The following is a 25,371-nucleotide window of genomic DNA, read 5'->3' as shown; positions in this document are numbered from 1 at the left end:
GTAAGGCTCCTTTTTAAGTGTGATTGTACAGACCAACAAATGTTTCAGCGGAATGTGCCGGGCGCCTTGAATAACAGAGGCTGCGGCCGTACAGGTCGACACTGCAAGCTATCAAAGGTAAACAATTGCGGGCGTTCAATCAGGTAGCCCTGAGCGTAATCCACACCTATCTCAAGTAAAGCCTGTTCGATTTGCAGTGTTTCAACAAACTCGGCAATTGTGCGTTTACCCATGACGTGGCCGATGTGATTGATCACTTCGACCATGGCGCGGTTAATCGGGTCGTCCAGCATATCCTTTACGAAACTTCCATCGATCTTCAGGAAGTCTACAGGTAAATGTTTCAGATAAGCGAATGAGGACATTCCGGCACAAAAGTCATCGAGTGAAAAATAGCAACCTAAGGCTTTGAGTTCATTAATAAAGCGAATTGCACTACCCAAATTGGCAATAGCGCTTGTCTCAGTTATTTCAAAACAAATCATTTCCGGCGGAATGCTGTAAGCCTCGAATTTTTCACGTAAAAACCCGAGAAAATCTTCATCTCCAATAGTTATGCCTGACAGATTAATCGCACACATAGCCATGGGCCGGCCTGGACGCTCGTGCATACAACGAGCGATAAGCTTGAATACGTTTTCAACTACCCAACGATCCAGGGAAGTCATCAAGCCGTAACGTTCGGCCGCCGGAATAAAACTGTCGGGCAGAATGATTCGCCCTGCTTCATCGTGCAGGCGCAACAGGATTTCAACATGCCCGTTACCCGCGTCGGTCTGGCCCAGCGCGGTGATTTCCTGGGCGTACAGGCAGAAGCGGTTTTCTTCCAGGGCCATGTGCAAGCGCTGCACCCAAGCCATCTCGCCGAAACGCAGGGACAGCTCGGAGTCGTCGGCGTGGTAGACCTGCACGCGGTTACGACCTTTTTCCTTGGCCATGTAGCAGGCCATGTCGGCGGCCCGCAGCGACGTCTCCAGGGTCGTCGGCGCTTGTGAGATGTGCACCAGGCCGATGCTGACGGTGGTCATGAACGGCCGGCCCTTCCACACGAAATGCAGGCTTTGCACGGTATGGCGCAGGCTTTCGGCGATCTTTTCCGCCACCGGCGCCGGGCAGTTCTCCAGCAGGATGCCGAACTCGTCGCCCCCCAGGCGTGCCAGGGTGTCGCCCTCACGCAGGTCCGACTGCAGCAGCGCGCAGATATGCCGCAACAGCTCGTCGCCCGCCGCGTGCCCGCAGGTGTCGTTGACCAGCTTGAACTGGTCCAGGTCGAGGAACATCAACGCGTGCCGCCCGTCTTGCTGGCGCCCTACCTGTTGCAGCACTTGCTCCAGGCGGAACTCGAATTCGCGTCGGTTGGCCAGACCGGTCAAGGCGTCGTGTGTCGCCTGCCATGACAGGTTGGCGATGTATTGACGCTCCTGGGTCATGTCATGCAGCACCAGCACGGCGCCGCTGACCTTGCCGGAGCTGCGGATCGGCGCCCCCACCAGGGTGACCGAAACGGTGCTGCCGTCCAGGCGCTGAATCAATTTCGAATGTTCGCTGCCGCCGCTGAGTTGGCCCTTGATGATGTGTTCGATCAGGGTAAAACCGTCGGGCTGGGCGTTCTCATCCAACAAGTTGAACAGCGCGGCCAGTGGCAGGCCCTGGGCCTGGGCGGACGTCCAGTGGGTCAGCGCTTCGGCCGCCGGGTTCATGTAGGCAATTGCGCCATCCACATCGGTGGTGATGACCCCGTCGCCAATCGACTCCAGGGTGATCTGCGCCCGCTCTTTCTCCACTTGGAGGGCGTTGGCAAAGGCGTGCCGCTGGGTCAGCAACTTGCGCGTGCGTAACAACGCGAGGGCAATCAGCCCCAGGGCGGTGGCCAGGTTGGTGATCAGCAGCAACCGCAGGATAAACCGCGAGCCTTCACCCAGGGCATCGCTGAACGCCTTGGCGGGCGGGGTCACGCCGTCGTTGATGGCAAAGATATGCGCTTTCCATTGCCGCACCTCGTCGCTGCTGACCTGATCTGTGGTGATTGCGCGGTGCATCGCTTGAGCCAGGTCGTCCAGCTGAATCATGTAGCCATCGCCCACGGCCCACAGCTCGATGGCTTTTTCCAGGTAACTGAAATGACGAAAGTTGAGGTACAGCCAGATCAGGCTGGAAACGTCATCCGGGTGGTTGCCGCCTTTGAGGATGCCCTGGCGTGCCGCCGTGATGTTGGGCGTGGGGCTGTCCAGGGCGATACGCAGCTCATGCCCACCCTGGGGCACGGCAATGGCTTGCTGGTATTTGAGATAGGTGGCTTCGTCGTGATTATCGGCGTAAAGCGTCAGGTAATAGATGGCGTCTTTCTGGCCCTTGGACCACAAGCTTTCCCCGGCCACGTAGCCTCGTACCGCCGAGAGCATGTAGAGACTGACGCCGCCCAACAATGCCTGGAACAATACGACGGCGATAAAGGGCCAGACAATGCCCAGTAGCCTTGGCGTTCCGAGAGTCCGCTTCTGCTTCATGAAGTCCCTTACACATGCACTGCTGGATACGCACGCGAAAACCCGCTTCCGAAAGCTTAGCCTAGACTGAATCAGCGCACTTGTTGCAGGTGCCCGTAAAGTTTGGCGTACAGGCCGCCATCTGCAATCAGCTGCTGATGGTCGCCATCTTCGGCGATATGCCCACCATCAAACACCAACACCCGATCAGCCTGTTTCACCGCAGACAACCGGTGGGCGATAATCAGTGTAGTACGGCCACTGAGAAACCGCGCCAAGGCTTGGTGCAGGTTGTACTCGGTGGCGGCGTCCAGGGCCGAGGTGGCTTCATCGAGGATCACCACTTTGGGCTCGGCCAGTACCATGCGCGCAATCGCCAGGCGTTGGCGTTGCCCACCGGAAAATCGCACACCGGAGCGTCCCACTACACTGTCCAGGCCCATTGGCAGTGCCTTGACGGTAGCCTCCAGCTGGGCGATTTCCAGTGCCTGCCAGCACGCCTGGTCCGAGCGGGTGCGGCCCATGGTCAGGTTGGCGCGCACGGTGTCGTTGAACAGTGCCGGGTGTTGCAGCACCACTGCGACGTTCTCGCGAATGGTCTCCAGGCCGATTTCCTGCTGGGTTGCACCACCGAAGCGAATGCTGCCGGCTTGCGGCGTATAGAGCCCCAGCAGCAGTTGCACCAGGGTACTTTTGCCACCGCCGCTGGCGCCGACAATCGCAACCTTCTCACCGGGCGCAATGGTCAGGTTCAACTGGTCGAGCACCAGGTCTTCGCCGTAGCCAAAGTTGAGGCCGCGCACTTCGATACCGACCGTTTCGCGCCCGGTAAACGGGTCTTCGCCGCCGGCGTATTGCGGCTCATCGGCGCGGGCCAGCAGCTCGTTGATCCGCGTCAGCGCGCCACCCGCCGCGTAGTAGGCGTATTGCAGGTTCAGCAGTTGCTCCACCGGGCCAATCATGAACCACAGGTAGCTGAATACCGCGAGCATCTGGCCGATGGACAGGTCGGAAAACAACACCGTGAGCATCGCGGCCGCGCGGAAGATGTCGATGCCGAACTGGAACAGCAAACCACTGGCGCGGCTAGAGGCGTCAGTTTTCCATTGGGAGTGAATCGCAAAGTCACGCACTTCCTGGGCACGCATGCCCAGGCGCCCAAGGAAAAAGCCTTGGCGGTTGCCGGCACGGACTTCCTGGATGGCATCCAGGGTTTCGGTCAACGCCTGGGTGAAGCGCGAGGTGCTGTCGTTTTCCAGTTTTTTCAGGTGTTTGACGCGTTTGCCCAACTGCACCGTGGCGTAGATCACCAGCGGGTTGAACAGCAGGATCAGCAGCGCCAGTTGCCAATGCATCCACACCAGAATGGCCGAGGTGCCGACCAGCGTCAGCATGGCCACCAGGAATCGGCTGAGGGTTTCGCCGACAAATTTGTCCAGCGTATCCAGGTCGGTGACCAGGTGTGTGGTGACCGTGCCGCTGCCCAGGCTTTCGTATTCCCCCAGGGAAATGCGCTTAAGCCGCTCGATCAGCCGCACGCGGATGCGGTACACGATATCCTTGGCCAGCCGCGCAAACAGCCGCGCCTGCACCACGTTGAACACCAGCGCGCCGCAACGCAGGGTCAGGGTCACCAGCAGCATCAAGCCGATGTAACCGGCGGCTTTCTGCCAGCCCAGGGGCAGCGCGTGGTTCATGAACTTGAGCGCAGCATCGCCATGGCCGAGCAGCACTTCGTCCACCAACAAAGGTAAGAGCAGAGGGATGGGCACGCTGCACAGGGTCGCTAGCACGGCGACGCCATTGGCGATCCACAGGGATTTTTTATGACGCAGCGCCAGGCGGCGAATTTCCGCCCAGGTCAGTCGGTCTACGCGTTTTTGGGTCGGTTCAATGTCGGGTTGATCATGCACTGGTTGCTCGCTCCAACCATCGGGCGAGCAGAGGCGACAGCTCGGACAGCGGCTGGTAGCCGTTGGTCAGCAGGGCCAACTGGCCGTGGCGCTCGGCCAGCAAGGTCGGGAAACCGGCGATACCCAGGTCCTGTACCCAGGTGAAATCGGCAGCCGTCGCGGCATGTTGCTCGGCACGGTCAAAGGCGCCGGCAAACTCGATGCGCGGAATGCCCGCCTCCTCGGCCAACTCCACCAACACACTGGCGAGGGTCACGTCGCGGGCCTCGACATAAAACGCGTGCTGGATCAGCCCCAGCAGCGTCCAGGCGCAATCCGGCGCCAGGCTCCGGGCGGTGACGATGGCGCGGCACGCCGGCTCGGTGTCGTAGACAAAACCGTCAGGCAAGGCCCCGTCGCGGTTGAACGGCTGCCCGGTGGCGTCGGTGACCGCCTGCCAGTGCTCAAGAATGTAGCGCCGGGTCGACGGATCCAGCGCTGCGCCGCTGCCGGTGCGCAAACCGCCCACCACCAGGTGCAACTCCACACCGGCGGCCTGGGCCTGCTCTACCAACACCTTCGCCACCGGGGCAAAGCCCCAGCACCAGGAACACATCGGGTCCATTACATAGAGCAGGCGCGCGGACATGGGTCAGGCCTCGGAGGGGGTTTGCTTATAGTTGAAGCCAATCGGGTGCGGCATATTGCGGGCCTTGGCCAGCTCAATCTGCTTCTGCCGGTCGATCGCGCTGCGACGGGTTTTCTCCGGCAGCTTATCCCAGCAATGTGGACAACTGATGCCAGCCACATAGTGCTCGGATGCGCGGTCTTCCACACTGACCGGTGTGCGGCAGGCATGACATTGATCGTAGTCGCCTTCGCTCAAGTCGTGGCGCACGGTCACGCGATTATCGAAAACAAAGCAGTCGCCCTGCCATTTGGTTTCTGCCTGCGGCACCTCTTCGAGGTACTTCAGGATGCCACCCTTGAGGTGGTAGACCTCATCAAAGCCTTCGCTGAGCATGAAGCTGGAAGCCTTTTCGCAACGAATGCCGCCGGTGCAGAACATGGCGACTTTCTTGTGCTTGGCCGGGTCGAAGTTGGCTTTGATGTAGTCAGGAAATTCGCGAAAACTCGTGGTTTTCGGGTCGATCGCGCCTTCAAAGGTGCCGATCGAGACTTCGTAGTCGTTGCGCGTGTCGATCAACAGCACTTCCGGGTCGCTGATCAGCGCGTTCCAGTCCTGTGGATTGACGTAGGTGCCGACTTTTTTGTTCGGGTCGACGCCTTCGACGCCCAGGGTCACGATCTCTTTCTTGAGCTTGACCTTGGTGCGGTAGAACGGCTGGTCATCGCAGTACGACTCTTTGTGGTCGATGTCGACCATGCGCGGATCGTTCTTCAGCCAGGCCATCAGGCCATCAATGCCTTCGCGGCTTCCGGAAACGGTGCCGTTGATGCCTTCTTCGGCGATCAGCAAGGTGCCTTTGATGCCGTTGTCGACCATTGCCTGCAGCAATGGCTCGCGCAGGGCGACGTAATCTTCGAGAGTGACGAACTTATACAGTGCCGCCACGACGATCGGTTGAGTCATGGGTGTTCTCTCCAGGTGGCTACCCTCGTAAGGGGTGAACCGGATGCAAAAAAAACGCGCCGGCTAAGCGGCGCGTTGCGGATTCTAGCAAATGCGAGGGGTCAGAAACACCCGGTCATCAGCTATGCCCGCCGGCGCAGGTCGGCGAGGCCGGGGCTGCGTCGATTTTCGCCCATTCATCAGGCGTATAGGTATGCAGCGCCAGCGCATGAAACTCGCTCATCAGGTCACCCAGGGTGGCGTAGACCTTCTGGTGGCGCTTGACGCGGTTGAGTCCCTCGAACTGCTGGCTGACCAGCACGGCCTTGAAGTGGGTCTGCAACCCACGGCTGTGCATATGGCTTTCATCCAACACGCTCACGTGTTCCGGAGCCAGGGCGGCAAGCGCCGTTTCGATACGCTGTTGCATGATCATTCCTGCTTACTTCTTCTTGGCCGGTGCGGCGGCTTTAGGCGTCAGCTCGTTGGTCATGTCTTCCAACAGCTTGTTCACCACCGGCACGGCGCTTTCCAGCTTGGCCTGGGTCATCTGGGCCGATTGCTGGGTCAGTTGCGGCATTTTTTCCAGGACTTTCTTGCCCAGTGGCGACTGGTAGAAGGCAACCAGGTCCTTGAGTTCGGACTCGCTGAAGTTGGTGGTGTAGAGCTTGACCATGTCCGGTTTCAGCTTGGGCCAGCCGATGGCTTGGTCCAGGGCGGCGTTGGCCTTGGCCTGGTAGCTGTCCAGTACGGACTGCTTGGCGGCAGGAGCCTTGGTCTGTTCGAAACGCTGGGCGAACATTTGCTGCACTTGCATGTACACCGGGGTACCCAGCTTGTCAGCGTGGGCCAGGGTAAGGAAGGCTTCGGCACTGGCGTTGTGGCTGGCGGTATCGGCAAAAACCTGGCCGCTGGCGCAAACCAGAGCAACCGCGGTACAGATGGCACGAAGACGAGTCATCGAGTTTCCTTTTCTAGCAGGCGAGGTAAGACCCCAAGGGCGCCCATTCTGCGCCTAAAAAACCTCGAGGCTCAACCCCAGGCCTTGTAGGGACTGGTTTTGCGGGCCATGAATCCGATGAAGCGTGTTTTAGGGAACCCCCCAGGCCGATCACGGCCTAAACTGCGCAAACGAACCTGAAGGAGTGTGCCCGATGAGCCGTATAGAAACCGACAGCCTGGGAGACGTTCAAGTCCCGGATGACGCTTACTGGGGTGCGCAGACCCAACGCTCACTGGTGAATTTCGCCATCGGCGAGCAGCGCATGCCCCTGGCGGTACTGCACGCCCTGACACTGATCAAGAAGGCCGCCGCCCGGGTAAATAACCGCAACGGCGACCTGCCTGCCGATATCGCCCGCCTGATCGAACAGGCCGCCGACGAGGTGCTCGACGGTCAACATGACGACCAGTTCCCCCTGGTGGTGTGGCAGACCGGCAGCGGCACCCAGAGCAACATGAACGCCAACGAAGTGATCGCCGGCCGTGCCAACGAGCTGTCGGGCAAGCCCCGTGGCGGCAAGAGTCCGGTGCACCCCAACGATCACGTGAACCGCTCCCAGAGCTCCAATGACTGCTTTCCCACGGCCATGAGCATTGCGGCGGTGCAGGCGGTGAACCAGCAACTGTTGCCGGCGATCACTAACCTGTCCGGAGGGCTTGCGGAACTGTCGGCACGGCACGTGAAGCTGGTGAAGACCGGTCGCACTCACATGATGGACGCCACGCCGATCACTTTCGGCCAGGAACTTTCGGCGTTTATCGCCCAACTGGATTACGCCGAACGCGCGATCCGCAGCGCCCTGCCGCAGGTCTGCGAACTGGCCCAGGGTGGTACTGCCGTCGGCACCGGGCTCAATTCGCCCCACGGTTTTGGCGAGGCGATTGCGGCTGAACTGGCAGCATTGTCGGGCTTGCCGTTCGTAACTGCGCCCAACAAATTTGCCGCCCTCTCCGGCCATGAGCCGCTGGTGACCTTGCACGGCGCGCTGAAAACCCTGGCCGTGGTCCTGATGAAAATCGCCAATGACCTGCGCCTACTCGGCTCCGGCCCGCGTGCCGGGCTGGCGGAGGTCAAGTTGCCAGCCAACGAGCCGGGCAGCTCGATCATGCCTGGCAAGGTCAACCCTACCCAGTGCGAGGCGCTGTCGATGCTGGCCTGCCAGGTGCTGGGCAATGACGTGACCATCGGCATCGCCGCCAGCCAAGGGCATTTGCAGTTGAACGTTTACAAACCGGTGATCATCCACAACCTGCTGGAGTCGATCCGCTTGCTGGCCGATGGCTGCAACAACTTCCAGGAGCACTGTGTGGCAGGCCTTGAGCCGGACGCCGAGCAAATGGCCGCGCACCTGGAGCGCGGTCTGATGCTGGTGACTGCACTCAACCCGCACATCGGCTATGACAAGTCGGCGCAGATCGCCAAGAAGGCTTACGCCGAGGGCCTGACACTACGCCAGGCGGCGCTGGACCTGGGCTACCTCACTGACGAAGAGTTCGACCAGTGGGTACGCCCGGAAAACATGGTGTAGGAACGAGCTTGCGCGCGAAAAACCTGAGAGCGCAGTTGGGTTTCAGGTACCCGCGTCATCGTTAACGGCCTTCGCGAGCAAGCACGCGCCTACAAGGCCAAGCGTGCGCGCCGGGCCTTGAGCCCAGCAAGCAACGAGGGCGCCAAGGCCACGGTCGCCGAGCCCAGCACCACCACCAACGCCCCGGCATAGCCCAGGGCGTTGATTTCTTCGGCCTGCACAAAGTCAGGCCACAACCATGCCGCCAAGGCCACCGCTACAAAGGTCACCAGCGGCGTCAGCGCCAGGGTCGCACTGACCCGCGAGGCTTCCCAGTGAGCCAGGGCTTCGGCAAACGCGCCATAGGCCACCAGCGTGTTCATGCAGCAGGCCAGCAGCAGCCAGCCTTGCAGTGGGCTCAACTGCAACGCCTCCAGCGGATGTGCCCACGGTGTCAGCAGCACGGCACATGACAGGTAGATCACCATCATTACCTGCAGCGAATTCCACACCGTCAGCAATTGCTTCTGGCCCAGGGCGTAAAATACCCAGATGGTCGTGGCGAGCAGAATCGTCAGCACCCCGGCGGTATAGGTGCCCAGGGACGTGAGCATTTCGACCAGGCGCTGATTAAAGAACAGTCCGAAGCCGATTATCAGCACCACCAACCCCAGCCCCTGGCCCAGGCTGAAGCGCTCCTTGAACACAAACACACTGGCGACCATCAGGAAGATCGGCCCCATCTGCACCACCAACTGGGCAGTGCCAGGGCTGAGCATTTTGAGGCCGATCAGATACAACACGTAATTGCCCACCAGGCCGCAAACGGCCATGGCCACCAGCCAGCCACCCTTGGGCCCAAGCACTTTGCGGCTGGGCAGGCGCTTGGTCGCGGCGAGGTAGAGAAACAGGCAGGTGCCGGACACCGTCAGGCGAAACCAGGTGACGGTGACCGGGTCCATCACCTGCAGCACTTGTTTGAGTTTGACTGGGAGAATGCCCCAGAGCAGCGCGGTCAACAGGGTCAAGCCAAAGCCATAGACCCAGCGGCCGGAAGAGATGTGCATGCGTGCCCCAGGAGCCAGAGGAAGTGGAGCGGGCATTCTAGGGGCATGTAACCGGATAGGGCTATGACGCAATTCAAATGTGGGAGGGGGCTTGCTCCCGATGGCGGTGTATCAGTCACCTGATGTAGTGGCTGACACTGCTATCGGGAGCAAGCCCCCTCCCACATTTTGATTAGCGGACAGCTTCGAATAATCCGGTGGCGCCCATGCCGCCGCCCACGCACATAGTGACGATGCCATAGCGCAGATTGCGCCGCTGCAACTCACGCACCAGATGTCCCACTTGCCGCGAACCGGTCATGCCGAACGGGTGCCCGATGGAGATCGAACCACCACTGACGTTGTACCTGGCGTTGTCGATTTCCAGGCGGTTGCGCGCGTAAAGGCACTGCGAGGCAAACGCTTCGTTGAGTTCCCACAGGTCAATGTCCGCCACCTGCAAGCCCTTGGCCTTGAGCAACTTGGGCACCGAGAACACTGGGCCGATGCCCATCTCGTCCGGCTCGCAGCCGGCCACGGTAAAACCGCGAAAAAACGCCTTGGGCGTGAGCCCCAGTTCCAGGGCTTTTTCCAGGCTCATCACCAGGGTCATCGACGCGCCATCGGAGAGTTGCGAGGAGTTGCCCGCCGTCACCGAACCGTCTTCGGCAAACACCGGTTTAAGTCCCTGGAGGCTGGCCAGAGTGGTGTCCGGGCGGTTGCAGTCGTCGCGGTCAACCACGCCGTCGAGTATTTGCACCTCGCCAGTGTTCTTGTCTTCTACCTTGTACTTGACCGCCATCGGCACGATTTCATCGTTGAACAAACCGTCGGCCTGCGCCTGGGCGGTGCGCTGCTGGCTTTGCAGGGCATACAGGTCCTGTTCTTCGCGGCTGACGTTGTAGCGGCGGGCGACGATTTCGGCGGTCTGGCCCATGGGGAAGTAAATGCCCGGCACCTGTTCTTTAAGCAGCGGGTTGATCAGGTTGTCGGTGTTGACGCTTTTCATGGTCAGGCTGATGGACTCGACGCCACCGGCAACGATGATGTCGCTGCAGCCCGAGGCAATTTGGTTGGCGGCAATCGCAATTGCCTGCAGGCCCGACGAGCAAAAACGGTTGAGGGTCATGCCCGCCGTACCGGTACCCAATTGCGAGAGCACTGCCACATTGCGCCCGATGTTGTAGCCCTGGGCGCCTTCGTTGGAACCAGCGCCGACAATGCAGTCCTCCACCGTCGCCGGGTCGATGCCATTGCGGGTGAGCAATGCATTGACGCAATGAGCCGCCATGTCATCGGGACGGGTCTGGTTGAATTTGCCGCGAAAGGATTTGGCCAGGCCGGTTCGCACACTGTCGACGATCACTACTTCACGCATGGGCCACCTCGATCTTGTCGTTGTTGGGAGATGGATCGAGGATAGATCCAGCTACTTTCAATCGCGACGATCATTCACCTGGCGTATGCAAAAGCATTGTGTCGAACGCTGGATTTTGTGGTTAACGCGCTTCCTGTGGCGAGCGGGCTTGCCCCGCGTTGGGCTGCGGAGCAGCCCTATCAGGGAAACCGCGTTCTTTCAGGCAGAACTCATTGGCAGGTTTTGGGGCTGCTTCGCAGCCCAACGCGGGGCAAGCCCGCTCGCCACAACAAGCCCGCTCGCCACAGGGAGCCTGCGAGCCACAATGGTCACTGAGTGTTACTTCTTCTTTTTATCGTGCTTGTCAGACTTGTCGAACGCCTCTTCCAGCGCCAGGTTGATGGTACGCAGCACCTTGACCCGCGCCCAGCGCTTGTCATTGGCCTCCACCAGCGTCCACGGCGACACCTCGGTACTGGTGCGATCAACCATATCGCCCACGGCCGCCCGGTAGTCGTCCCACTTGTCGCGGTTGCGCCAGTCGTCTTCGGTGATCTTGAAGCGTTTGAACGGGATCGCCTCGCGGGCCTGGAAGCGTTCCAGTTGGGTCTGCTTGTCGATGGCCAGCCAGAACTTGACCACGATCACGCCCGCATCGCGCAACTGCTCTTCAAAGTCATTGATCTCGCCATAGGCGCGCATCCAGTCCGCCGGGGTGCAGAAGCCTTCAATGCGTTCCACCAGCACGCGGCCATACCACGAGCGGTCGAATACGGTGAACATGCCGCGCGCCGGGATCTTCTGCCAGAACCGCCACAAGTACGGCTGCGCGCGCTCGTCTTCGGTGGGCGCGGCGATCGGCACGATGTGGTACTGACGTGGGTCGAGGGCCGCTGCCACGCGGCGAATCGCGCCGCCCTTGCCCGCCGCGTCGTTGCCCTCAAACACCGTGACCAGGGCGTGCTTGCGCATACGCTTGTCGCGCATAAGGCCGGAGAACCGCGCCTGTTCGGTGATCAGCTGTTCTTCGTAATCGTCCTTGTCCAGGCTCAGGGTCATGTCGAGGCTGTTGAGCAGGCTCATCTGGTCCACTGCCGACGGCAGCGGCGCCGGGTTCATGCCGCTGGCTTTGCCTTTGGGCAGCTTCAGCGCGTTTTGCAGGCCGTCGAGCAGGATCTTGCCCACGGTCAGGCTGCGGTAGTTGCTGTCCACGCCTTCGATCACATGCCACGGCGCGTAGTCGCGGCTGGTGCGACGCAGCACCCGCTCGCCGAAATGCACAAACTTGTCGTAGGTCTTGGACTGCTGCCAGTCCAGCGGGCTGATGCGCCAGCTGTGCAGCGGGTCATCGGCCAGTGCCTTGAGCCGCGCCTTCATCTGCTTCTTGGACAGGTGGAACCAGAACTTGAAGATCAGCGCACCTTCGTCGCAGAACATTTTCTCCAGGCGTTCGGCACCGGCGATGGCTTGGTCGAGTCGCGCGTCCTTGATCTGCCCATGCACGCGGCCCTGCAGCATCTGGCTGTACCAGTTGCCGAAAAAGATCCCCATGCGGCCCTTCGCGGGCAACTGGCGCCAGTAGCGCCAGGCCGGCGGGCGGGCCAGTTCTTCGTCAGTCTGCTGGTCGAAGGTGCGCACTTCGATCAGGCGCGGGTCCATCCATTCATTGAGCAGCTTGACGGTCTCGCCCTTGCCGGCGCCTTCGATGCCATTGATCAGGATGATCACCGGGAAGCGTTTTTGCTGCTGCAGCTCGTACTGCGCTTCGAGCAAGGCTTCGCGCAGGGCCGGCACTTCGGCGTCGTAGGTGTCTTTGTCGATGGCGTGACCGATTTCGGCGGATTCGAACATGGGCAGCTCCGTTTCAGAATTCAGCAAGACTAGCGGATTGGGCAACGCCATGCGGGAGGAAATTCCACGCCGGCTTGCCATGGGTCAATTCAAAGTCCATTGATCAGCTAGAATGGCCCCCTTGCCGTTACCGAGCCGCCCATGAACCCCGTAATCCACGCCCAGCTCGACTGGGATGACCAAGGTCGCCCGCATTCACGGGTCTTCGACGATGTGTACTTCTCCGACAAGTCGGGCCTTGAAGAAACCCGCTATGTGTTCCTCGAACAGAACCGTTTGCAGGAGCGCTTTGCCGCCCTGCCCGTGGGCGGCAGGCTGGTGATTGGCGAGACCGGGTTCGGCACGGGGTTGAATTTTCTCTGCGCCTGGCAATTGTTCGAACAGCACGCAGTGGCGGGTACGCGGCTGCATTTCATCAGCGTGGAAAAGTACCCGCTGAGCCACGCAGACCTGCAGCGCGCCCTCGCCCTCTGGCCGGAACTCAAGCCGTTGGCCGATCAGTTGTTGGCGCAGTATTTTGCCATCCATCAGGGCTTCCAGCGCCTGATTCTGGATAACGGCCGCGTGACCCTGACCCTGCTGATCGGCGACGCCATGGAGCAGTTGCCGCAACTCGACGCCCAGGTCGATGCGTGGTTTCTCGATGGTTTTGCCCCGGCGAAAAATCCCGACATGTGGACCGCCGAGCTGTTCGCCGAACTGGCGCGGCTGGCCGCACCGGGGTCAACCATCAGCACCTTTACCAGCACCGGCTGGGTGCGCCGGCTGATCAACGCGGCCGGATTCAAAATGAAGCGCACGCCGGGCATCGGGCATAAATGGGAAATTCTGCGCGGCGAGTTTTTGGGCTGGCCGGCAGACACGCCAGCACCGGTGGCGAGCAAACCGTGGTTCGCCCGCCCCGCGTCCCTGAGCGGTGAACGCAGCGCCCTGGTGATCGGCGGCGGCCTGGCCGGTTGCACCACGGCGGCCAGCCTCGCCGCACGCGGCTGGAACGTTACGCTGCTGGAGCGCCATGCAGCACTGGCGCAGGAAGCCTCGGGTAATCCGCAAGGGGTGCTGTACCTCAAGCTGTCGGCTCACGGCACGGCCCTGTCGCAATTGATCCTCAGTGGTTTCGGGCACACCCGGCGCGTGTTGGAGCACCTGCAGCGGGGCGTCGACTGGGACGGCTGCGGGGTGCTGCAACTGGCTTTCAACGCCAAGGAGGCCGAGCGCCAGGCGCAGTTGGCTGCGGCGTTTTCGCCCGACCTGCTGCACCTGCTGGACCAGCCTCAGGCGCAATCGCGTGCCGGTGTGGCGCTGGCCCACGGCGGGCTGTTTTTCCCCGAGGGCGGCTGGGTGAATCCTCCCGCGCTGTGCCAGTGGCAGGCGACGCACCCGTTGATCAAGGTGCTCAACCACCAGGAAGCGCTGCACCTGCAACGGGTCGACGGCCTGTGGCAGGCCCATGCCGGCGATACCTTGCTGGCCAGCGCGAGTGTGGTGGTGCTGGCCGGCGCTGCCGAGATCAAGCGGTTCCCGTTCAGCAGCGACCTGCCCCTCAAGCGTATTCGCGGGCAGATCACCTGCCTGCCCCTCACGCCGCGCAGCGAAGCGTTGGCAACGGTCGTGTGCGCCGAGGGCTACATCGCCCCGCCCCGCTTGGGCGAACACACGCTGGGCGCCAGCTTCGACTTCAAGAGCGACGACTTGACGCCAACGGTGGCCGAGCATGTCGGCAACCTGGACATGTTGCGCGAGATCTCCACCGACTTGGCCGACCGCCTTGACGTCGACGCCCTCCCCATCGAGCGCCTTGAGGGGCGCGCCGCCTTTCGCTGCACCAGCCCCGACTACTTGCCGATTGTCGGCCCGCTGGCCGACCGCGACGCCTTCGACCAGGCCTATGCCGTGCTGCGCAAGGACGCGCGTCATGTACCAGACATTGCGTGCCCGTGGCTGCACGGGCTGTACATCAACAGCGGCCACGGCTCTCGAGGGTTGATCACCGCGCCGCTGTGCGCGGAGTTGCTCGCTGCCTGGCTGGACGACGAACCCTTGCCGCTGCCCCGAAGTGTGGCCGAAGCCTGCCACCCGAACCGGTTCGCCCTCCGTGCGCTGGTACGCAGCAACGCGCAGCCGTCGTAAGCCGCGCGGTTACGGCAGTGAACCACTGATTGCGTTGAGTCGTAAGGCTCAACAATAAGGCGAACACTTGCGTGAATTGACTCAAATACTTGGGCGTTTACGCGCCCAATCCGCGCAATACTCGCCTCTCTCCTCGCAATAAATACCGCCCTTTAACCCCAGGCCAGACCGCCCGCTGGGTGTCTTCCAATCAGGTAAGGCTCTTTGCCTTATAACAGATTGTTCTAAAACTCCCTGAATGTGACCGGGTCAGTTTCTGGGTACCCGCCGTTTTGGCGAGCGGTACTTCTATCCCTCCCCAACGGAAAAACCGGTAAGGAACTTATGTGCGGATTAGCTGGAGAGTTACGTTTCGATCACCAACCTGCCGACCTGGCAGCAGTGGAGCGAATCACCCATCACCTGGCACCACGCGGACCTGACGCGTGGGGCTTCCACGCCCAAGGGCCGATTGCCCTGGGCCACCGACGCCTGAAAATCATGGACCTGTCGGATGGCTCGGCCCAACCGATGGTCGACGCCCAACTGGGGCTGTCCCTGGCGTTCAACGGCGCGATCTACAACTTTCCGGAATTGCGTGAAGAGCTGGAAGCCCTGGGCTACGCCTTCTATTCCGGTGGCGACACCGAAGTGCTGCTCAAGGGTTATCACGCCTGGGGCGAAGCGTTGCTGCCCAAGCTCAATGGCATGTTCGCGTTCGCCATCTGGGAGCGGGACGCTAAGCGCCTGTTCATCGCACGTGACCGCCTCGGCGTGAAGCCGTTGTACCTGTCACGCACCGGCCAGCGTTTGCGCTTTGCTTCGGCTCTGCCGGCCCTGCTCAAGGGCGGCGATATCAACCCGATCCTCGATCCGGTAGCGCTCAATCACTACCTGAACTTCCATGCCGTGGTACCGGCACCGCGCACGTTGCTGGCGGGCATTGAAAAACTGCCGCCGGCCACCTGGATGCGCATCGACGCCGACGGCAAGACCGAGCAGAAAACCTGGTGGACCCTGCCCTACGGCCCACGTGAGGATGAGCAACACCTCACGCTGGAAGACTGGACCGACCGCGTGCTCGACAGCACCCGCGAAGCCGTGGCAATTCGTCAACGCGCTGCCGTGGATGTCGGTGTGCTGCTCTCCGGTGGTGTCGATTCGAGCATGCTCGTCGGCCTGCTGCGTGAAGTCGGCGTGCAAGACCTGTCGACCTTCTCCATCGGCTTTGAAGACGCCGGCGGCGAACGTGGCGATGAGTTCCAGTATTCGGACCTGATCGCCAAGCACTACGGCACCCGTCACCACCAATTGCGCATCGCCGAAAGCGAAATCATCGAGCAACTGCCCGCAGCGTTCCGCGCCATGAGCGAGCCGATGGTCAGCCATGACTGCATCGCTTTCTACCTGCTCTCGCGCGAAGTGGCCAAGCATTGCAAAGTAGTGCAGAGCGGCCAGGGCGCCGATGAGTTGTTCGCCGGTTACCACTGGTACCCGCAAGTGGACGGCGCAAGCGACCCGTACGCCGCGTACCGCGATGCATTTTTCGACCGCAGCTACGACGATTACGCCGCCACCGTCGCGCCGAAATGGCTGACCGCCAATGACGCTGCCGGTGACTTCGTGCGTGAGCATTTTGCGATGCCGGGCGCCGATGCGGCGGTGGACAAGGCCCTGCGCCTGGATAGCACCGTGATGCTGGTGGACGACCCGGTCAAACGCGTCGACAACATGACCATGGCCTGGGGCCTGGAAGCGCGAACGCCGTTTCTGGACTACCGCCTGGTGGAACTGTCGGCCCGTGTGCCGGGCAAATTCAAGCTGCCTGACGGCGGCAAGCAAGTGCTCAAGGAAGCGGCGCGCCGGGTGATCCCGAGCGAAGTCATCGACCGCAAGAAGGGCTACTTCCCGGTGCCGGGCCTCAAGCACTTACAAGGGGACACCTTGAACTGGGTGCGCGACCTGCTGCTGGACCCGAGCCAGGATCGCGGCCTGTTCAACCCGGCCATGCTCGACCGCCTGCTCACCGACCCGCAAGGCCAATTGACCCCGCTGCGCGGCTCCAAGCTATGGCAACTGGCGGCGCTGAACCTGTGGCTCAGCGAACAAGGAATCTGATTCATGAAACCTCTTGCCGCGGCATACAGCCAACGTTTGCTGAAGGGTCAGGCGCCAACCTACGAGCGCCTGCAAGCGCGCCTGGCCGAAGACGGCAGCCCGCTGGGCGCCGAGCCAATAGCGGTGCATTGCGGATGGGGCCGATTGCTGATCGGCCACACCTTTCCCGACCCGGCCAGCCTGGCCCAGGAACTGCTCAACGAGCAGGCCGGCGAGCGCGATATCGCGCTGTACGTGGCTGCGCCTCAACAGATCCTCGGGATTGATCCGCAGCAGCTGTTCCTCGACCCGTCCGACACCCTGCGCCTGTGGTTCAGCGACTATCGCCCCGCCACGCGGGTGTTTCGCGGTTTTCGCATTCGGCGGGTACAGACGGAGGCCGACTGGCAGGCCGTCAACCAGCTTTACCAGGGACGCGGCATGTTGCCCGTAGACGCCGAGCGCCTGACGCCCCGTCATCAAGGTGGCCCTGTGTACTGGCTGGCGGAGGACGAAGACAGCGGCGCGGTGATCGGCAGCGTGATGGGGCTCAACCATCAGAAAGCCTTTCACGACCCGGAAAACGGTTGCAGCCTGTGGTGCCTGGCAGTCGACCCGCAATGCACCCGCCCCGGCGTGGGCGAAGTGCTGGTGCGCCACTTGGTGGAGCATTTTATGAGCCGTGGCCTGAGCTACCTTGACCTGTCGGTGCTACACGATAACCGCCAGGCCAAGAGCCTCTACGCCAAGCTGGGTTTTCGGGCGTTGACCACCTTTGCGATCAAGCGCAAGAACGGCATCAACCAGCCGCTGTTTCTCGGCCCGGGCCCGCAGGCGGGGTTCAACCCTTATGCGCGGATCATCGTTGAAGAAGCCCATCGGCGCGGGATCGATGTGCAGGTGGACGATGCCGACGCCGGCCTGTTCACCCTCAGCCATGGCGGGCGTCGTGTGCGCTGCCGCGAGTCGTTGAGCGACCTGACCAGCGCGATCAGCATGACCCTGTGCCAGGACAAGAGCCTCACGCACAAGGTGCTCAAGGCCGCTGGCTTGAAACTGCCGTCGCAGCAATTGGCGGGTAATGCCGACGACAACCTGGAGTTCCTCGACGAACACCAGCGCATCGTGGTCAAGCCGCTGGATGGCGAGCAAGGCCAGGGCGTGGCGGTGGATCTGCAGAGCATCGAAGAGGTGCAACAGGCGATCGAAGCGGCGCGGCAGTTCGACAGCCGCGTGCTGCTGGAAAGCTTCCACGAAGGCCTGGACCTGCGCATTCTGGTGATCGGTTTTGAGGTAGTCGCTGCCGCTATTCGTCGCCCAGCCGAAGTGATCGGTGACGGTCAGTATTCCATCGGCGCCTTGATCGAGGCCCAGAGCCGGCGGCGCCAAGCGGCCACCGATGGCGAAAGCAAGATCCCACTGGATGCCGAAACCGAGCGCACCTTGAAAGCCGCTGGCTACGGCTACGACAGCATCCTGCCGCGTGGTGTGCAATTGGCCGTGCGCCGTACGGCCAACCTGCACACGGGCGGTTGCCTGGAAGACGTCACCGCCATCCTGCACCCGACCCTGGTGGACGCTGCCGTGCGCGCCGCCCGCGCCCTGGACATCCCGATGGTGGGCCTGGACCTGATGGTCCCCGCCGCCGACCAACCCGAGTACGTATTTATCGAAGCCAACGAACGCGCCGGCCTGGCCAATCATGAACCGCAACCCACTGCCGAAAAATTCATCGATTTGTTGTTTCCCCATAGTGGGTAGCTACTAGTCCCAAGCCGCAAGCTTCAAGCTAAAGCGAGACACTGATCGTTCCCACGCTCCGCGTGGGAACGATCGCCCAACTTGAAGCTTGTAGCTCAAAGCTTGCAACTAAAGGGAACCTTTATGACCATCCCCGAACCGGATCTCAACTACCTGCAAAAAGTGCTGCTGGAAATGCTCGCCATTCCCAGCCCCACCGGGTTTACCGACACCATCGTGCGCTACGTCGCCGAACGCCTGGAAGAGCTCGGCATCCCATTTGAAATGACCCGGCGCGGCACCATTCGCGCCACCCTCAAGGGCCAGAAAAACAGCCCTGACCGCGCCGTGTCGGCGCACCTGGACACCATCGGCGCTGCCGTGCGCGCGATCAAGGACAACGGCCGCTTGACCCTCGCCCCCGTGGGCTGCTGGTCGAGCCGTTTTGCCGAAGGCAGCCGTGTCAGCCTGTTCACCGACAACGGCGTGATCCGTGGCAGCGTGTTGCCGTTGATGGCCTCCGGGCACGCGTTCAACACCGCCGTGGATGAAATGCCGGTGAGCTGGGACCACGTGGAGCTGCGCCTGGACGCTTACTGCGCAACCCGCGCCGATTGCGATTCCCTGGGCATCGGCATCGGCGACTATGTGGCGTTTGACCCACTGCCCGAGTTCACCGAGAGCGGGCATATCAGCGCGCGTCACCTGGACGATAAAGCCGGTGTCGCCGCCCTGCTCGCCGCACTCAAGGCGATCATCGACAGCGGCGAACCGCTGCTGATCGACTGCCACCCGTTGTTCACCATTACCGAAGAAACCGGCAGTGGCGCAGCAGCCGCCCTGCCATGGGATGTCAGTGAATTCGTCGGCATCGACATCGCCCCGGTCGCACCCGGCCAACACTCCAGCGAACATGCGGTAAGCGTGGCGATGCAGGATTCCGGCGGGCCGTATGACTATCACCTGTCCCGCCACCTGCTGCGCCTGGCGTCGGATAACGACCTGCCGGTGCGCCGCGATCTGTTCCGGTATTACTTCAGCGATGCTCACTCTGCCGTGACCGCGGGCCACGACATTCGCACGGCCCTGCTGGCGTTTGGTTGCGATGCGACTCATGGGTATGAGCGCACGCATATCGACAGCCTGGCCGCACTGAGCCGCCTGTTGGGCGCGTATATCCTCAGCCCGCCGGTATTCGCCAGCGATGCGCAACCGGCCAAGGGTTCACTGGACCGGTTCAGCCATCAGATTGAGCACGAAACGCAGATGGAGAGCGACACACGCGTGCCGTCGGTGGACAGCCTGGTGGGCAACAAGTCCTGATACTGGCAACCCTGATACTGGCAACAAGGGTCCCGGCGCAGTAGCATCGCCGGGATCCATCACCTGAGGCTTGTATGCTGATTCCCTACGACGCACTTGAAGTCGACACCCTGACCCGCCTCATCGAAGACTTCGTCACCCGCGACGGCACCGACAACGGCGATGACACGCCCCTGGAAACCCGCGTACTGCGGGTGCGCCAGGCGCTGACCAAGGGCCAGGCGCTGATTGTGTTCGATCCTGACAGCGAGCAATGCCAATTGATGCTCAAGCACGATGTGCCCAAGCATCTGTTTGACTAATACCGTTGCTCAGGGATTAGGCACGGGGACTGGGTAGGTGGCGGCGCCTTGGTGCTCGAGGATTTTCTGATACACCTCGGCGCGGTGCACCTTGACGTCCAGCGGCGCGTCGATGCCGAATTTGATCTGGGTGCCGTTCAGTTCGAGAATGTGCAAGGCGATGTCATCGCCTATCGAGATGGTTTCGCCTACAGCGCGGCTTAAGACCAGCATGGCGGGTGTCCTTCTGGAGTGACAGGACCTCGACCATGCGTGATTGGGTAGTGAGGCAGCAATGGCTTGCGATGAAAACAGGCAGCACCTACACGGATAGGTAATTTACCTGACAGACCCGAGCACAAGTCGGCGCCTGACTCGGTCAGGCTTTGACCGTCTGCGCCTTGGCGCGCATCTTGTCGGCCATCATGGTCATCTCGTCATATAACAACTGCGGATTCTTCTGCTTCAACGCCCACGCCATCCGGCCCTGCTCATGGGGCAAAATCATGAACTCTCCTTGCGCCACCCGCTGGTAAATGTAATCGGCAATGTCCGCAGCCGAAATCGGCGAACTCTCCAGCAACTTGCCCACCTGCGCTTTCATCGCCGGGGTCGGCCCGCGAAACGAGTCCAGCAGGTTGGTCTGGAAAAACGACGGGCACACCACATGCACGCCCACTTGCTGCTGCTTGAGCTCCACCAGCAGACTCTCGGACAACGCCACCACGCCCGCCTTGGCCACGTTGTAGTTGCTCATGGCCGGCCCCTGCATCAGCGCCGCCATCGAGGCGATGTTGATGATGCGGCCCTTACTCTTTTCCAGCAGCGGCAGGAACGCCTTGCACCCCTTGACCACGCCCATCAAGTTGATTGCGATCTGCCAGTCCCAGTCTTCCAGGGACAACTCGGCGAAGAACCCACCCGAGGCTACACCGGCGTTGTTGACGATCACATCAATGCCACCCAGCTTCACCTCACAGGCCTGGGCGAAGGCCGTGAGCTGGCTGTAGTCGCGTACGTCACAGCGTTGGATAAAACCATCGCCACCCGCCTCGCGCACTTGTTTGAGGGTTTCCTGCAAGCCGGGCTCACTGACGTCCGACAAGGCCAACTGCCAACCCTCGCGGGCCCAGCGCAGAGCGATTTCACGACCCAGGCCGGACCCGGCGCCAGTGATCATCATGCGATTTTGCATAGGAAAGTAGCCTTGTGGTTCAACGAAGAAGTGATCGGCAGTGTAGCGAAGGTTTTTCCTACACCCACGCACCATCAGATTGATGAATGCCCCAGGCAAACCGTGGGCCCGGTCGGATGCCTGCGTATAGCCTAAGTTCAATCTTTTTCAACTAACCCAGAGTCATTGCGACGGCATTAAAAGAAATAAGCGCCACTGCAAAATGCTTTAAAAAAACAGGGAATTTTCTGCGAAGTGGCACAGTCGGAGTTGTTAGGGCGTCCGCATTTAAAATGACGGGCCTAACGTTAAACAACCAGTCCTTGCAGAAGGCCTATAAGGAAATAAAACTATGAGCCTCATTCTAATTATCATCCTGATACTCCTGCTGGTCGGCGGTCTGCCAGTATTCCCGCACTCGCGCAGCTGGGGTTATGGTCCGTCGGGTATCCTCGGTGTTGTACTGGTTGTTCTGCTGGTGCTGCTGTTGCTCGGCAAGATTTAAAGCTGCCGTTATGCAGGAGTGGGCTTGCCCGCGAGGGTCGTTGACGATGACGCGGTGTGTCTGATTTAACGGGTTGATCTTGAGATTTTCGCGAGCAAGCTCGCTCCTACAGTAGAAAAAAAAGCAAAAAAAGAGGCCTTCTAGAAGGCCTCTTTTTTATTGCCGGTCAATTAGTCCGGCTTACCGTCTACCACGCCTGCGGTGTTATCCAACAGACTCTTGGTGGCGGTCTGTAGGAACGACTCGAGTTTCTGCTTCAACGCAGCCTCGTCCGGCGATTCTGGAATGACTTTACCGGTCGGGTTAGCGCCCAGCTCGTATTCCCACAACTTCGGAGGCATTTCCTTAGGCAGTACCAGCACGCGGTCACCCGTGAGCAAGGCCACGGTCTGGTCGCTGCCCGACGGTTTGATCACGCCGAAGCCCTTGTCGCCTTCCGGCAGGTTCAGCAGGTCACGGCCCCAGCACTGGTGCAAGGTGTCGCCACCGAGACGGCCCATGATGGTCGGCACGATGTCGATCTGGGTGCCCACGGTGTGGTCACGCTCGCCGAACTTCTCCTGCATGCCCGGTGCGATCATCAGCATCGGCACGTTGAAGCGGCCCAGGTCCATCTCGGTGATCTGCTGCTCGTTGCCGAAACCGTGGTCACCCACGATCACGAACAGGGTTTCCTTGAAATACGGCTCCTTGCGGGCCTTTTCAAAGAACTGGCCCAGGGCCCAGTCGGAGTAGCGCATGGCGGTCAAATGCTCGTCGAGGCTGCCACGGCCAGTGACTTTATCCACCGGCAACGGGTTCGGCAGCGCGTACGGCGTGTGGTTGGACAGGGTTTGCAGCAGCGCGTAGAACGGCTTGCCGCCTTCACGGGCTTTCAACTCTTGCAGGCCACGGTTGAACATGTCCTGGTCGGACACACCCCAGGTCGGATCGGAGAACACCGGGTCGACGAAGTCGTTACGGCCGATGAAGTTGGTCATGCCCTGGTTGCTGAAGAAGCCCGACTGGTTGTCCCAGGCGAAGTCGCCGTTGTAGACGTACACGTCATCAAACTTGCGCGCACTGAGCAACTGCGGCAGGCCCGACAGCTTGTGGCTGCCTTCCGGGGTCTGCATCAGGTATTCGAAACCCGGCAGGTTCGGGAAGCAGGCCATGGTGGCAAACATACCCTGGTGGGTGTGGGTGCCGTTGGAGAAGAAACGGTCGAACAGCAGGCCTTCCTTGGACAGTTTGTCGAAGTATGGCGTGATGTTGCCTGGGCGACCCAATGCGCCCACCGAGTGACCGGCGAAGCTTTCCATCAGGATCACGACGACGTTCTTGATCGGCAGGGTTTTCTCGGCCGGCGGTGTGAAATCACGGCGCACGGCAGCGGTGTCGGCATCCACCAGTTTTTCCGACGGCAGCACCAGCATGTCGCGCACGGTCTGGGTGGCCAGAGGCTGCTCCAGCGTGGCTTTCCACACGTTGGTGCGATGCTCGGAGAAGCGTGCCTTGGCGGCACCGATCAACGACAGCGTGCCATTGAGGCCCAACTGGTTGGCGAAGTTCGAGTCGGTGGTGTAGACGTCACCCCAACGCAGCGGCGGGCCCTGGCGCAGGGTGCCACGGGCGGCGACGACAGCGATCAGCAGGCAGACCACGAACACCGCGATGCGCGAATACCACGGCGCCACCTGGCGGGTGCTGATGCTGCCGCCGCTGAACGGGCCGCGTGGGCGCGTCGCGCGGTCGGCGCCTTTGAAGGCAATGCTCAGGATCAGCGTGCCCACGGCCCAGGCCAGCAGGTAACGCACCACCGGGAAACCGTACCAGAGCATGCTCATCACGGTTTTCGGGTCTTCCTTCACGTACTGGAAGACCAGGCCGTTGAGGCGCTGGTGGAATTCGCGGTAGAAGTCCATCTCCATCAGGCCCAGGAACAGCGCGATGCTGGACGCAACGGTCAGCCAGAAACGGAAGAACCCGCGCGCCGCCATCGCCCGTACGCTGAACAATGCCAGCAGCAGGGGAATGAGCAGGTACACCACCAGGCGCAGGTCAAGGCGCAGGCCGTTGGCGAACGCTTCCAGGAAGGTCGAGGCCGGCGTGTCGAGGATCATCTCGCGGTTGTACACCAGCAGCGCCAGGCGCAGCAGGGAGAACATCACCATCATGACCAGTGCGCAAAGCAGCGTGTATGCCAGATGGGATTTGACGGTCGGTTGCAGCAGGCGATTAGAAGCTCGCTGCTGACTCAGGGCGTCCGGGTTTGCCATGTCGTTTCAGGACCCATTGGAAGTTTAAGTTGCGAAATAATGCAGTGGCGTCCGTCCCTCGCCCAGGCTGGCTGGGGTAGGCGGTTAACGCGGTGGCGCAAATGGTGCCCGATCAATGCGGGCAACGCCATTAATTACTGAACGTGTCCCGCTGCCCTGCCTTCAATGGCGCTTGAGATAGAGCCTTTGGCAGGAAAATAAAGCCGGCGAATTGTCTTGGATGGGATGTGAAAATTTTGTGCAGCGAATATTTCGATACATAAAACTCTGGAGCACGGCACCAGTTAATGTGGGAGGGGCTTGCGCCCTCCCACATTAACTGTGCCCTCGCCAAATTGAAGGGGCGGTCAAATCCGCACGTTGCCCCGAGGCCCGGCAATCGCCCAGATGATCAGGCCCAGCACTGGCAACAGCAGGATCAGCAGAATCCACAACACCTTGGCACCGGTGCTCGCACCGCTTTTGAACACGTTGATGATCGCCCAGATATCCAGCGCCAGGATGATCAACCCGATCAGACCATTAAAAGTAGAACCCATGGTGTTGCTCCTAAGTGAGGGCATGCCCTTGTAGGATAGTCAGCCTTGGCCTGGGTTCCGTTTTATTTCAGACGTGTACGGCGATGCGCAGGGCTTCGAGGGACGGTTCGCCCTTGATACCGACTTCTGCGCACAGTTCCAGCACGCGCGGCAGGTCATTGCCGTACACCAAAACGGCCTGGATCTCGTCATCCAGTGGCTGGCTGAAGTTCACCAGCACGTAGCCGCCGTCTTCCGGGCTCAGGGCGCTCATCTGGATCTGGATGCGATTGAGCGCGGTGAGGGCGTCAGTCTTGGCCAGTTGCTTGGGTTTAAGGTTGAACGCCACGCCGGGGCCGAACGAGGCAACGATTTGCGCAAACAGGTCGCCATAGGTGTCGGTCTGGAACAGCGCAGTATCCGGCAGGCTGCCTACGACGATCCACTCACCGAGTGGGATGGGGAAGGTGTCGTCGTAGTTGATGTCCGGATTGGCCGCCAGAAACGCCGCAGGGTCGGCGTAAGCCTGGGCAGCTTCCTCGGCGATGCGCGCCACCTCGTCATCGCCCATGACGCCGGCGCTGATTTTACTGATGAGTTCGACGAGGGCGGTTTTCATGGGGTGGTCCTGTGGCGGGCTGGTTTTCGAGG

At 61.1% G+C, this 25,371-nt stretch carries 21 protein-coding genes; 7 read left to right on the top strand and 14 right to left on the bottom strand.

Annotation, left to right across the window (positions count from 1 at the left end; all coding sequences use genetic code 11):
- Positions 1-44: 44 nt before the first annotated feature.
- The 6 genes from ACR52_RS04920 to ACR52_RS04895 all read right to left on the bottom strand — a co-directional run bounded on the left by ACR52_RS04920 (position 45) and on the right by ACR52_RS04895 (position 6,912).
- Complete coding sequence (locus tag ACR52_RS04920; RefSeq protein WP_048721098.1) at positions 45-2,507, bottom strand: EAL domain-containing protein; 2,463 nt, start codon at positions 2,505-2,507, stop codon at positions 45-47.
- A 71-nt stretch (positions 2,508-2,578) separates the two neighbouring features.
- Complete coding sequence (locus tag ACR52_RS04915) at positions 2,579-4,399, bottom strand: ABC transporter ATP-binding protein (protein ID WP_048721096.1); 1,821 nt, start codon at positions 4,397-4,399, stop codon at positions 2,579-2,581.
- Positions 4,392-5,027, bottom strand: coding sequence for a DsbA family protein (locus ACR52_RS04910; RefSeq protein ID WP_048721094.1), 636 nt, complete (start codon positions 5,025-5,027; stop codon positions 4,392-4,394). The genes ACR52_RS04915 and ACR52_RS04910 overlap by 8 nt, the downstream gene beginning before the upstream one ends.
- Positions 5,028-5,030: 3 nt before the next feature.
- Positions 5,031-5,972, bottom strand: a complete 942-nt coding sequence (trhO, locus tag ACR52_RS04905; RefSeq protein WP_048721092.1) for an oxygen-dependent tRNA uridine(34) hydroxylase TrhO — start codon at positions 5,970-5,972, stop codon at positions 5,031-5,033.
- Between the two features lie 118 nt (positions 5,973-6,090).
- Positions 6,091-6,387: a BolA family protein gene (locus tag ACR52_RS04900; RefSeq protein ID WP_048721090.1), complete on the bottom strand. Its 297-nt coding sequence runs from the start codon at positions 6,385-6,387 to the stop codon at positions 6,091-6,093.
- Between the two features lie 6 nt (positions 6,388-6,393).
- A complete protein-coding gene (locus ACR52_RS04895) occupies positions 6,394-6,912 on the bottom strand; it encodes a DUF2059 domain-containing protein (RefSeq protein WP_003236690.1) in 519 nt (172 codons plus the stop codon).
- A gap of 193 nt (positions 6,913-7,105) precedes the next feature.
- Between ACR52_RS04895 and ACR52_RS04890 the strand changes: the two genes are divergently transcribed.
- Complete coding sequence (locus ACR52_RS04890) at positions 7,106-8,482, top strand: class II fumarate hydratase (protein ID WP_048721088.1); 1,377 nt, start codon at positions 7,106-7,108, stop codon at positions 8,480-8,482.
- An 89-nt stretch (positions 8,483-8,571) separates the two neighbouring features.
- Here ACR52_RS04890 and ACR52_RS04885 read toward each other — a convergent pair whose 3' ends face one another.
- From ACR52_RS04885 to pap, 3 genes are all read right to left on the bottom strand, one after another.
- Positions 8,572-9,528, bottom strand: coding sequence for a DMT family transporter (locus ACR52_RS04885; protein WP_048721086.1), 957 nt, complete (start codon positions 9,526-9,528; stop codon positions 8,572-8,574).
- Between the two features lie 172 nt (positions 9,529-9,700).
- Positions 9,701-10,885 (bottom strand): thiolase family protein, encoded by a 1,185-nt coding sequence (locus ACR52_RS04880; RefSeq protein ID WP_048721084.1) that lies wholly within the window; start codon positions 10,883-10,885, stop codon positions 9,701-9,703.
- A gap of 318 nt (positions 10,886-11,203) precedes the next feature.
- On the bottom strand, positions 11,204-12,715 hold the full coding sequence (pap, locus tag ACR52_RS04875; protein WP_048721082.1) for a polyphosphate:AMP phosphotransferase: 1,512 nt from the start codon (positions 12,713-12,715) through the stop codon (positions 11,204-11,206).
- A 141-nt stretch (positions 12,716-12,856) separates the two neighbouring features.
- Here pap and mnmC point away from each other — a divergent pair, with 141 nt between their 5' ends.
- From mnmC to ACR52_RS04850, 5 genes are all read left to right on the top strand, one after another.
- Positions 12,857-14,845, top strand: coding sequence for a bifunctional tRNA (5-methylaminomethyl-2-thiouridine)(34)-methyltransferase MnmD/FAD-dependent 5-carboxymethylaminomethyl-2-thiouridine(34) oxidoreductase MnmC (mnmC, locus tag ACR52_RS04870; RefSeq protein ID WP_048721080.1), 1,989 nt, complete (start codon positions 12,857-12,859; stop codon positions 14,843-14,845).
- 324 nt (positions 14,846-15,169) lie between these two features.
- Positions 15,170-16,942 (top strand): N-acetylglutaminylglutamine amidotransferase, encoded by a 1,773-nt coding sequence (locus ACR52_RS04865; protein ID WP_048721078.1) that lies wholly within the window; start codon positions 15,170-15,172, stop codon positions 16,940-16,942.
- A gap of 3 nt (positions 16,943-16,945) precedes the next feature.
- On the top strand, positions 16,946-18,682 hold the full coding sequence (gene ngg, locus ACR52_RS04860) for an N-acetylglutaminylglutamine synthetase (RefSeq protein ID WP_048721077.1): 1,737 nt from the start codon (positions 16,946-16,948) through the stop codon (positions 18,680-18,682).
- 123 nt (positions 18,683-18,805) lie between these two features.
- Complete coding sequence (locus ACR52_RS04855; protein WP_048721075.1) at positions 18,806-19,984, top strand: osmoprotectant NAGGN system M42 family peptidase; 1,179 nt, start codon at positions 18,806-18,808, stop codon at positions 19,982-19,984.
- A 74-nt stretch (positions 19,985-20,058) separates the two neighbouring features.
- The gene (locus tag ACR52_RS04850) at positions 20,059-20,286 is read left to right on the top strand and encodes a YheU family protein (protein ID WP_003236706.1); all 228 of its coding nucleotides are present in this window, start codon (positions 20,059-20,061) and stop codon (positions 20,284-20,286) included.
- Between the two features lie 9 nt (positions 20,287-20,295).
- Here the strand turns inward: ACR52_RS04850 and csrA are convergent, their stop codons facing one another.
- Both csrA and ACR52_RS04840 read right to left on the bottom strand, forming a co-directional pair.
- Complete coding sequence (gene csrA, locus ACR52_RS04845) at positions 20,296-20,499, bottom strand: carbon storage regulator CsrA (protein ID WP_048721070.1); 204 nt, start codon at positions 20,497-20,499, stop codon at positions 20,296-20,298.
- Between the two features lie 145 nt (positions 20,500-20,644).
- The gene (locus ACR52_RS04840) at positions 20,645-21,460 is read right to left on the bottom strand and encodes an SDR family oxidoreductase (RefSeq protein ID WP_048721068.1); all 816 of its coding nucleotides are present in this window, start codon (positions 21,458-21,460) and stop codon (positions 20,645-20,647) included.
- Between the two features lie 331 nt (positions 21,461-21,791).
- On the opposite strand from ACR52_RS04840, the gene ACR52_RS29110 reads away from it, so the two are divergent.
- A complete protein-coding gene (locus ACR52_RS29110) occupies positions 21,792-21,944 on the top strand; it encodes a DUF3309 family protein (RefSeq protein WP_010208879.1) in 153 nt (50 codons plus the stop codon).
- Positions 21,945-22,114: 170 nt separating this feature from the next.
- Here the strand turns inward: ACR52_RS29110 and ACR52_RS04830 are convergent, their stop codons facing one another.
- The 3 genes from ACR52_RS04830 to ACR52_RS04820 all read right to left on the bottom strand — a co-directional run bounded on the left by ACR52_RS04830 (position 22,115) and on the right by ACR52_RS04820 (position 25,339).
- Positions 22,115-24,202, bottom strand: coding sequence for an LTA synthase family protein (locus ACR52_RS04830; protein ID WP_048721065.1), 2,088 nt, complete (start codon positions 24,200-24,202; stop codon positions 22,115-22,117).
- 347 nt (positions 24,203-24,549) lie between these two features.
- Complete coding sequence (locus tag ACR52_RS04825; RefSeq protein WP_003172956.1) at positions 24,550-24,741, bottom strand: PLDc N-terminal domain-containing protein; 192 nt, start codon at positions 24,739-24,741, stop codon at positions 24,550-24,552.
- Positions 24,742-24,808: 67 nt separating this feature from the next.
- The gene (locus ACR52_RS04820; RefSeq protein ID WP_048721062.1) at positions 24,809-25,339 is read right to left on the bottom strand and encodes a hypothetical protein; all 531 of its coding nucleotides are present in this window, start codon (positions 25,337-25,339) and stop codon (positions 24,809-24,811) included.
- Positions 25,340-25,371: the final 32 nt, after the last annotated feature.

The organism is Pseudomonas fildesensis (assembly GCF_001050345.1).
GTDB classification, from domain to species: Bacteria; Pseudomonadota; Gammaproteobacteria; order Pseudomonadales; family Pseudomonadaceae; genus Aquipseudomonas; species Aquipseudomonas fildesensis.
The sequence above is the reverse complement of the archived record's forward strand: the minus strand, read 5'-3'. Positions and strand labels throughout refer to the sequence as shown.

What these genes read in the sequence shown, in the direction of transcription:
- ACR52_RS04885 (WP_048721086.1), bottom strand. Translation starts at nt 9,528, where the DNA reads ATGCACATCTCTTCCGGCCGCTGGGTCTATGGCTTTGGCTTGACCCTG.
- ACR52_RS04910 (WP_048721094.1), bottom strand. Translation starts at nt 5,027, where the DNA reads ATGTCCGCGCGCCTGCTCTATGTAATGGACCCGATGTGTTCCTGGTGC.
- ACR52_RS04920 (WP_048721098.1), bottom strand. Translation starts at nt 2,507, where the DNA reads ATGAAGCAGAAGCGGACTCTCGGAACGCCAAGGCTACTGGGCATTGTC.
- ACR52_RS04825 (WP_003172956.1), bottom strand. Translation starts at nt 24,741, where the DNA reads ATGGGTTCTACTTTTAATGGTCTGATCGGGTTGATCATCCTGGCGCTG.
- ngg (WP_048721077.1), top strand. Translation starts at nt 16,946, where the DNA reads ATGAAACCTCTTGCCGCGGCATACAGCCAACGTTTGCTGAAGGGTCAG.
- ACR52_RS04855 (WP_048721075.1), top strand. Translation starts at nt 18,806, where the DNA reads ATGACCATCCCCGAACCGGATCTCAACTACCTGCAAAAAGTGCTGCTG.
- ACR52_RS04900 (WP_048721090.1), bottom strand. Translation starts at nt 6,387, where the DNA reads ATGATCATGCAACAGCGTATCGAAACGGCGCTTGCCGCCCTGGCTCCG.
- ACR52_RS04895 (WP_003236690.1), bottom strand. Translation starts at nt 6,912, where the DNA reads ATGACTCGTCTTCGTGCCATCTGTACCGCGGTTGCTCTGGTTTGCGCC.
- ACR52_RS29110 (WP_010208879.1), top strand. Translation starts at nt 21,792, where the DNA reads ATGAGCCTCATTCTAATTATCATCCTGATACTCCTGCTGGTCGGCGGT.
- ACR52_RS04830 (WP_048721065.1), bottom strand. Translation starts at nt 24,202, where the DNA reads ATGGCAAACCCGGACGCCCTGAGTCAGCAGCGAGCTTCTAATCGCCTG.
- ACR52_RS04865 (WP_048721078.1), top strand. Translation starts at nt 15,170, where the DNA reads ATGTGCGGATTAGCTGGAGAGTTACGTTTCGATCACCAACCTGCCGAC.
- ACR52_RS04890 (WP_048721088.1), top strand. Translation starts at nt 7,106, where the DNA reads ATGAGCCGTATAGAAACCGACAGCCTGGGAGACGTTCAAGTCCCGGAT.
- ACR52_RS04820 (WP_048721062.1), bottom strand. Translation starts at nt 25,339, where the DNA reads ATGAAAACCGCCCTCGTCGAACTCATCAGTAAAATCAGCGCCGGCGTC.
- ACR52_RS04880 (WP_048721084.1), bottom strand. Translation starts at nt 10,885, where the DNA reads ATGCGTGAAGTAGTGATCGTCGACAGTGTGCGAACCGGCCTGGCCAAA.
- ACR52_RS04840 (WP_048721068.1), bottom strand. Translation starts at nt 21,460, where the DNA reads ATGCAAAATCGCATGATGATCACTGGCGCCGGGTCCGGCCTGGGTCGT.
- pap (WP_048721082.1), bottom strand. Translation starts at nt 12,715, where the DNA reads ATGTTCGAATCCGCCGAAATCGGTCACGCCATCGACAAAGACACCTAC.
- csrA (WP_048721070.1), bottom strand. Translation starts at nt 20,499, where the DNA reads ATGCTGGTCTTAAGCCGCGCTGTAGGCGAAACCATCTCGATAGGCGAT.
- ACR52_RS04850 (WP_003236706.1), top strand. Translation starts at nt 20,059, where the DNA reads ATGCTGATTCCCTACGACGCACTTGAAGTCGACACCCTGACCCGCCTC.
- mnmC (WP_048721080.1), top strand. Translation starts at nt 12,857, where the DNA reads ATGAACCCCGTAATCCACGCCCAGCTCGACTGGGATGACCAAGGTCGC.
- trhO (WP_048721092.1), bottom strand. Translation starts at nt 5,972, where the DNA reads ATGACTCAACCGATCGTCGTGGCGGCACTGTATAAGTTCGTCACTCTC.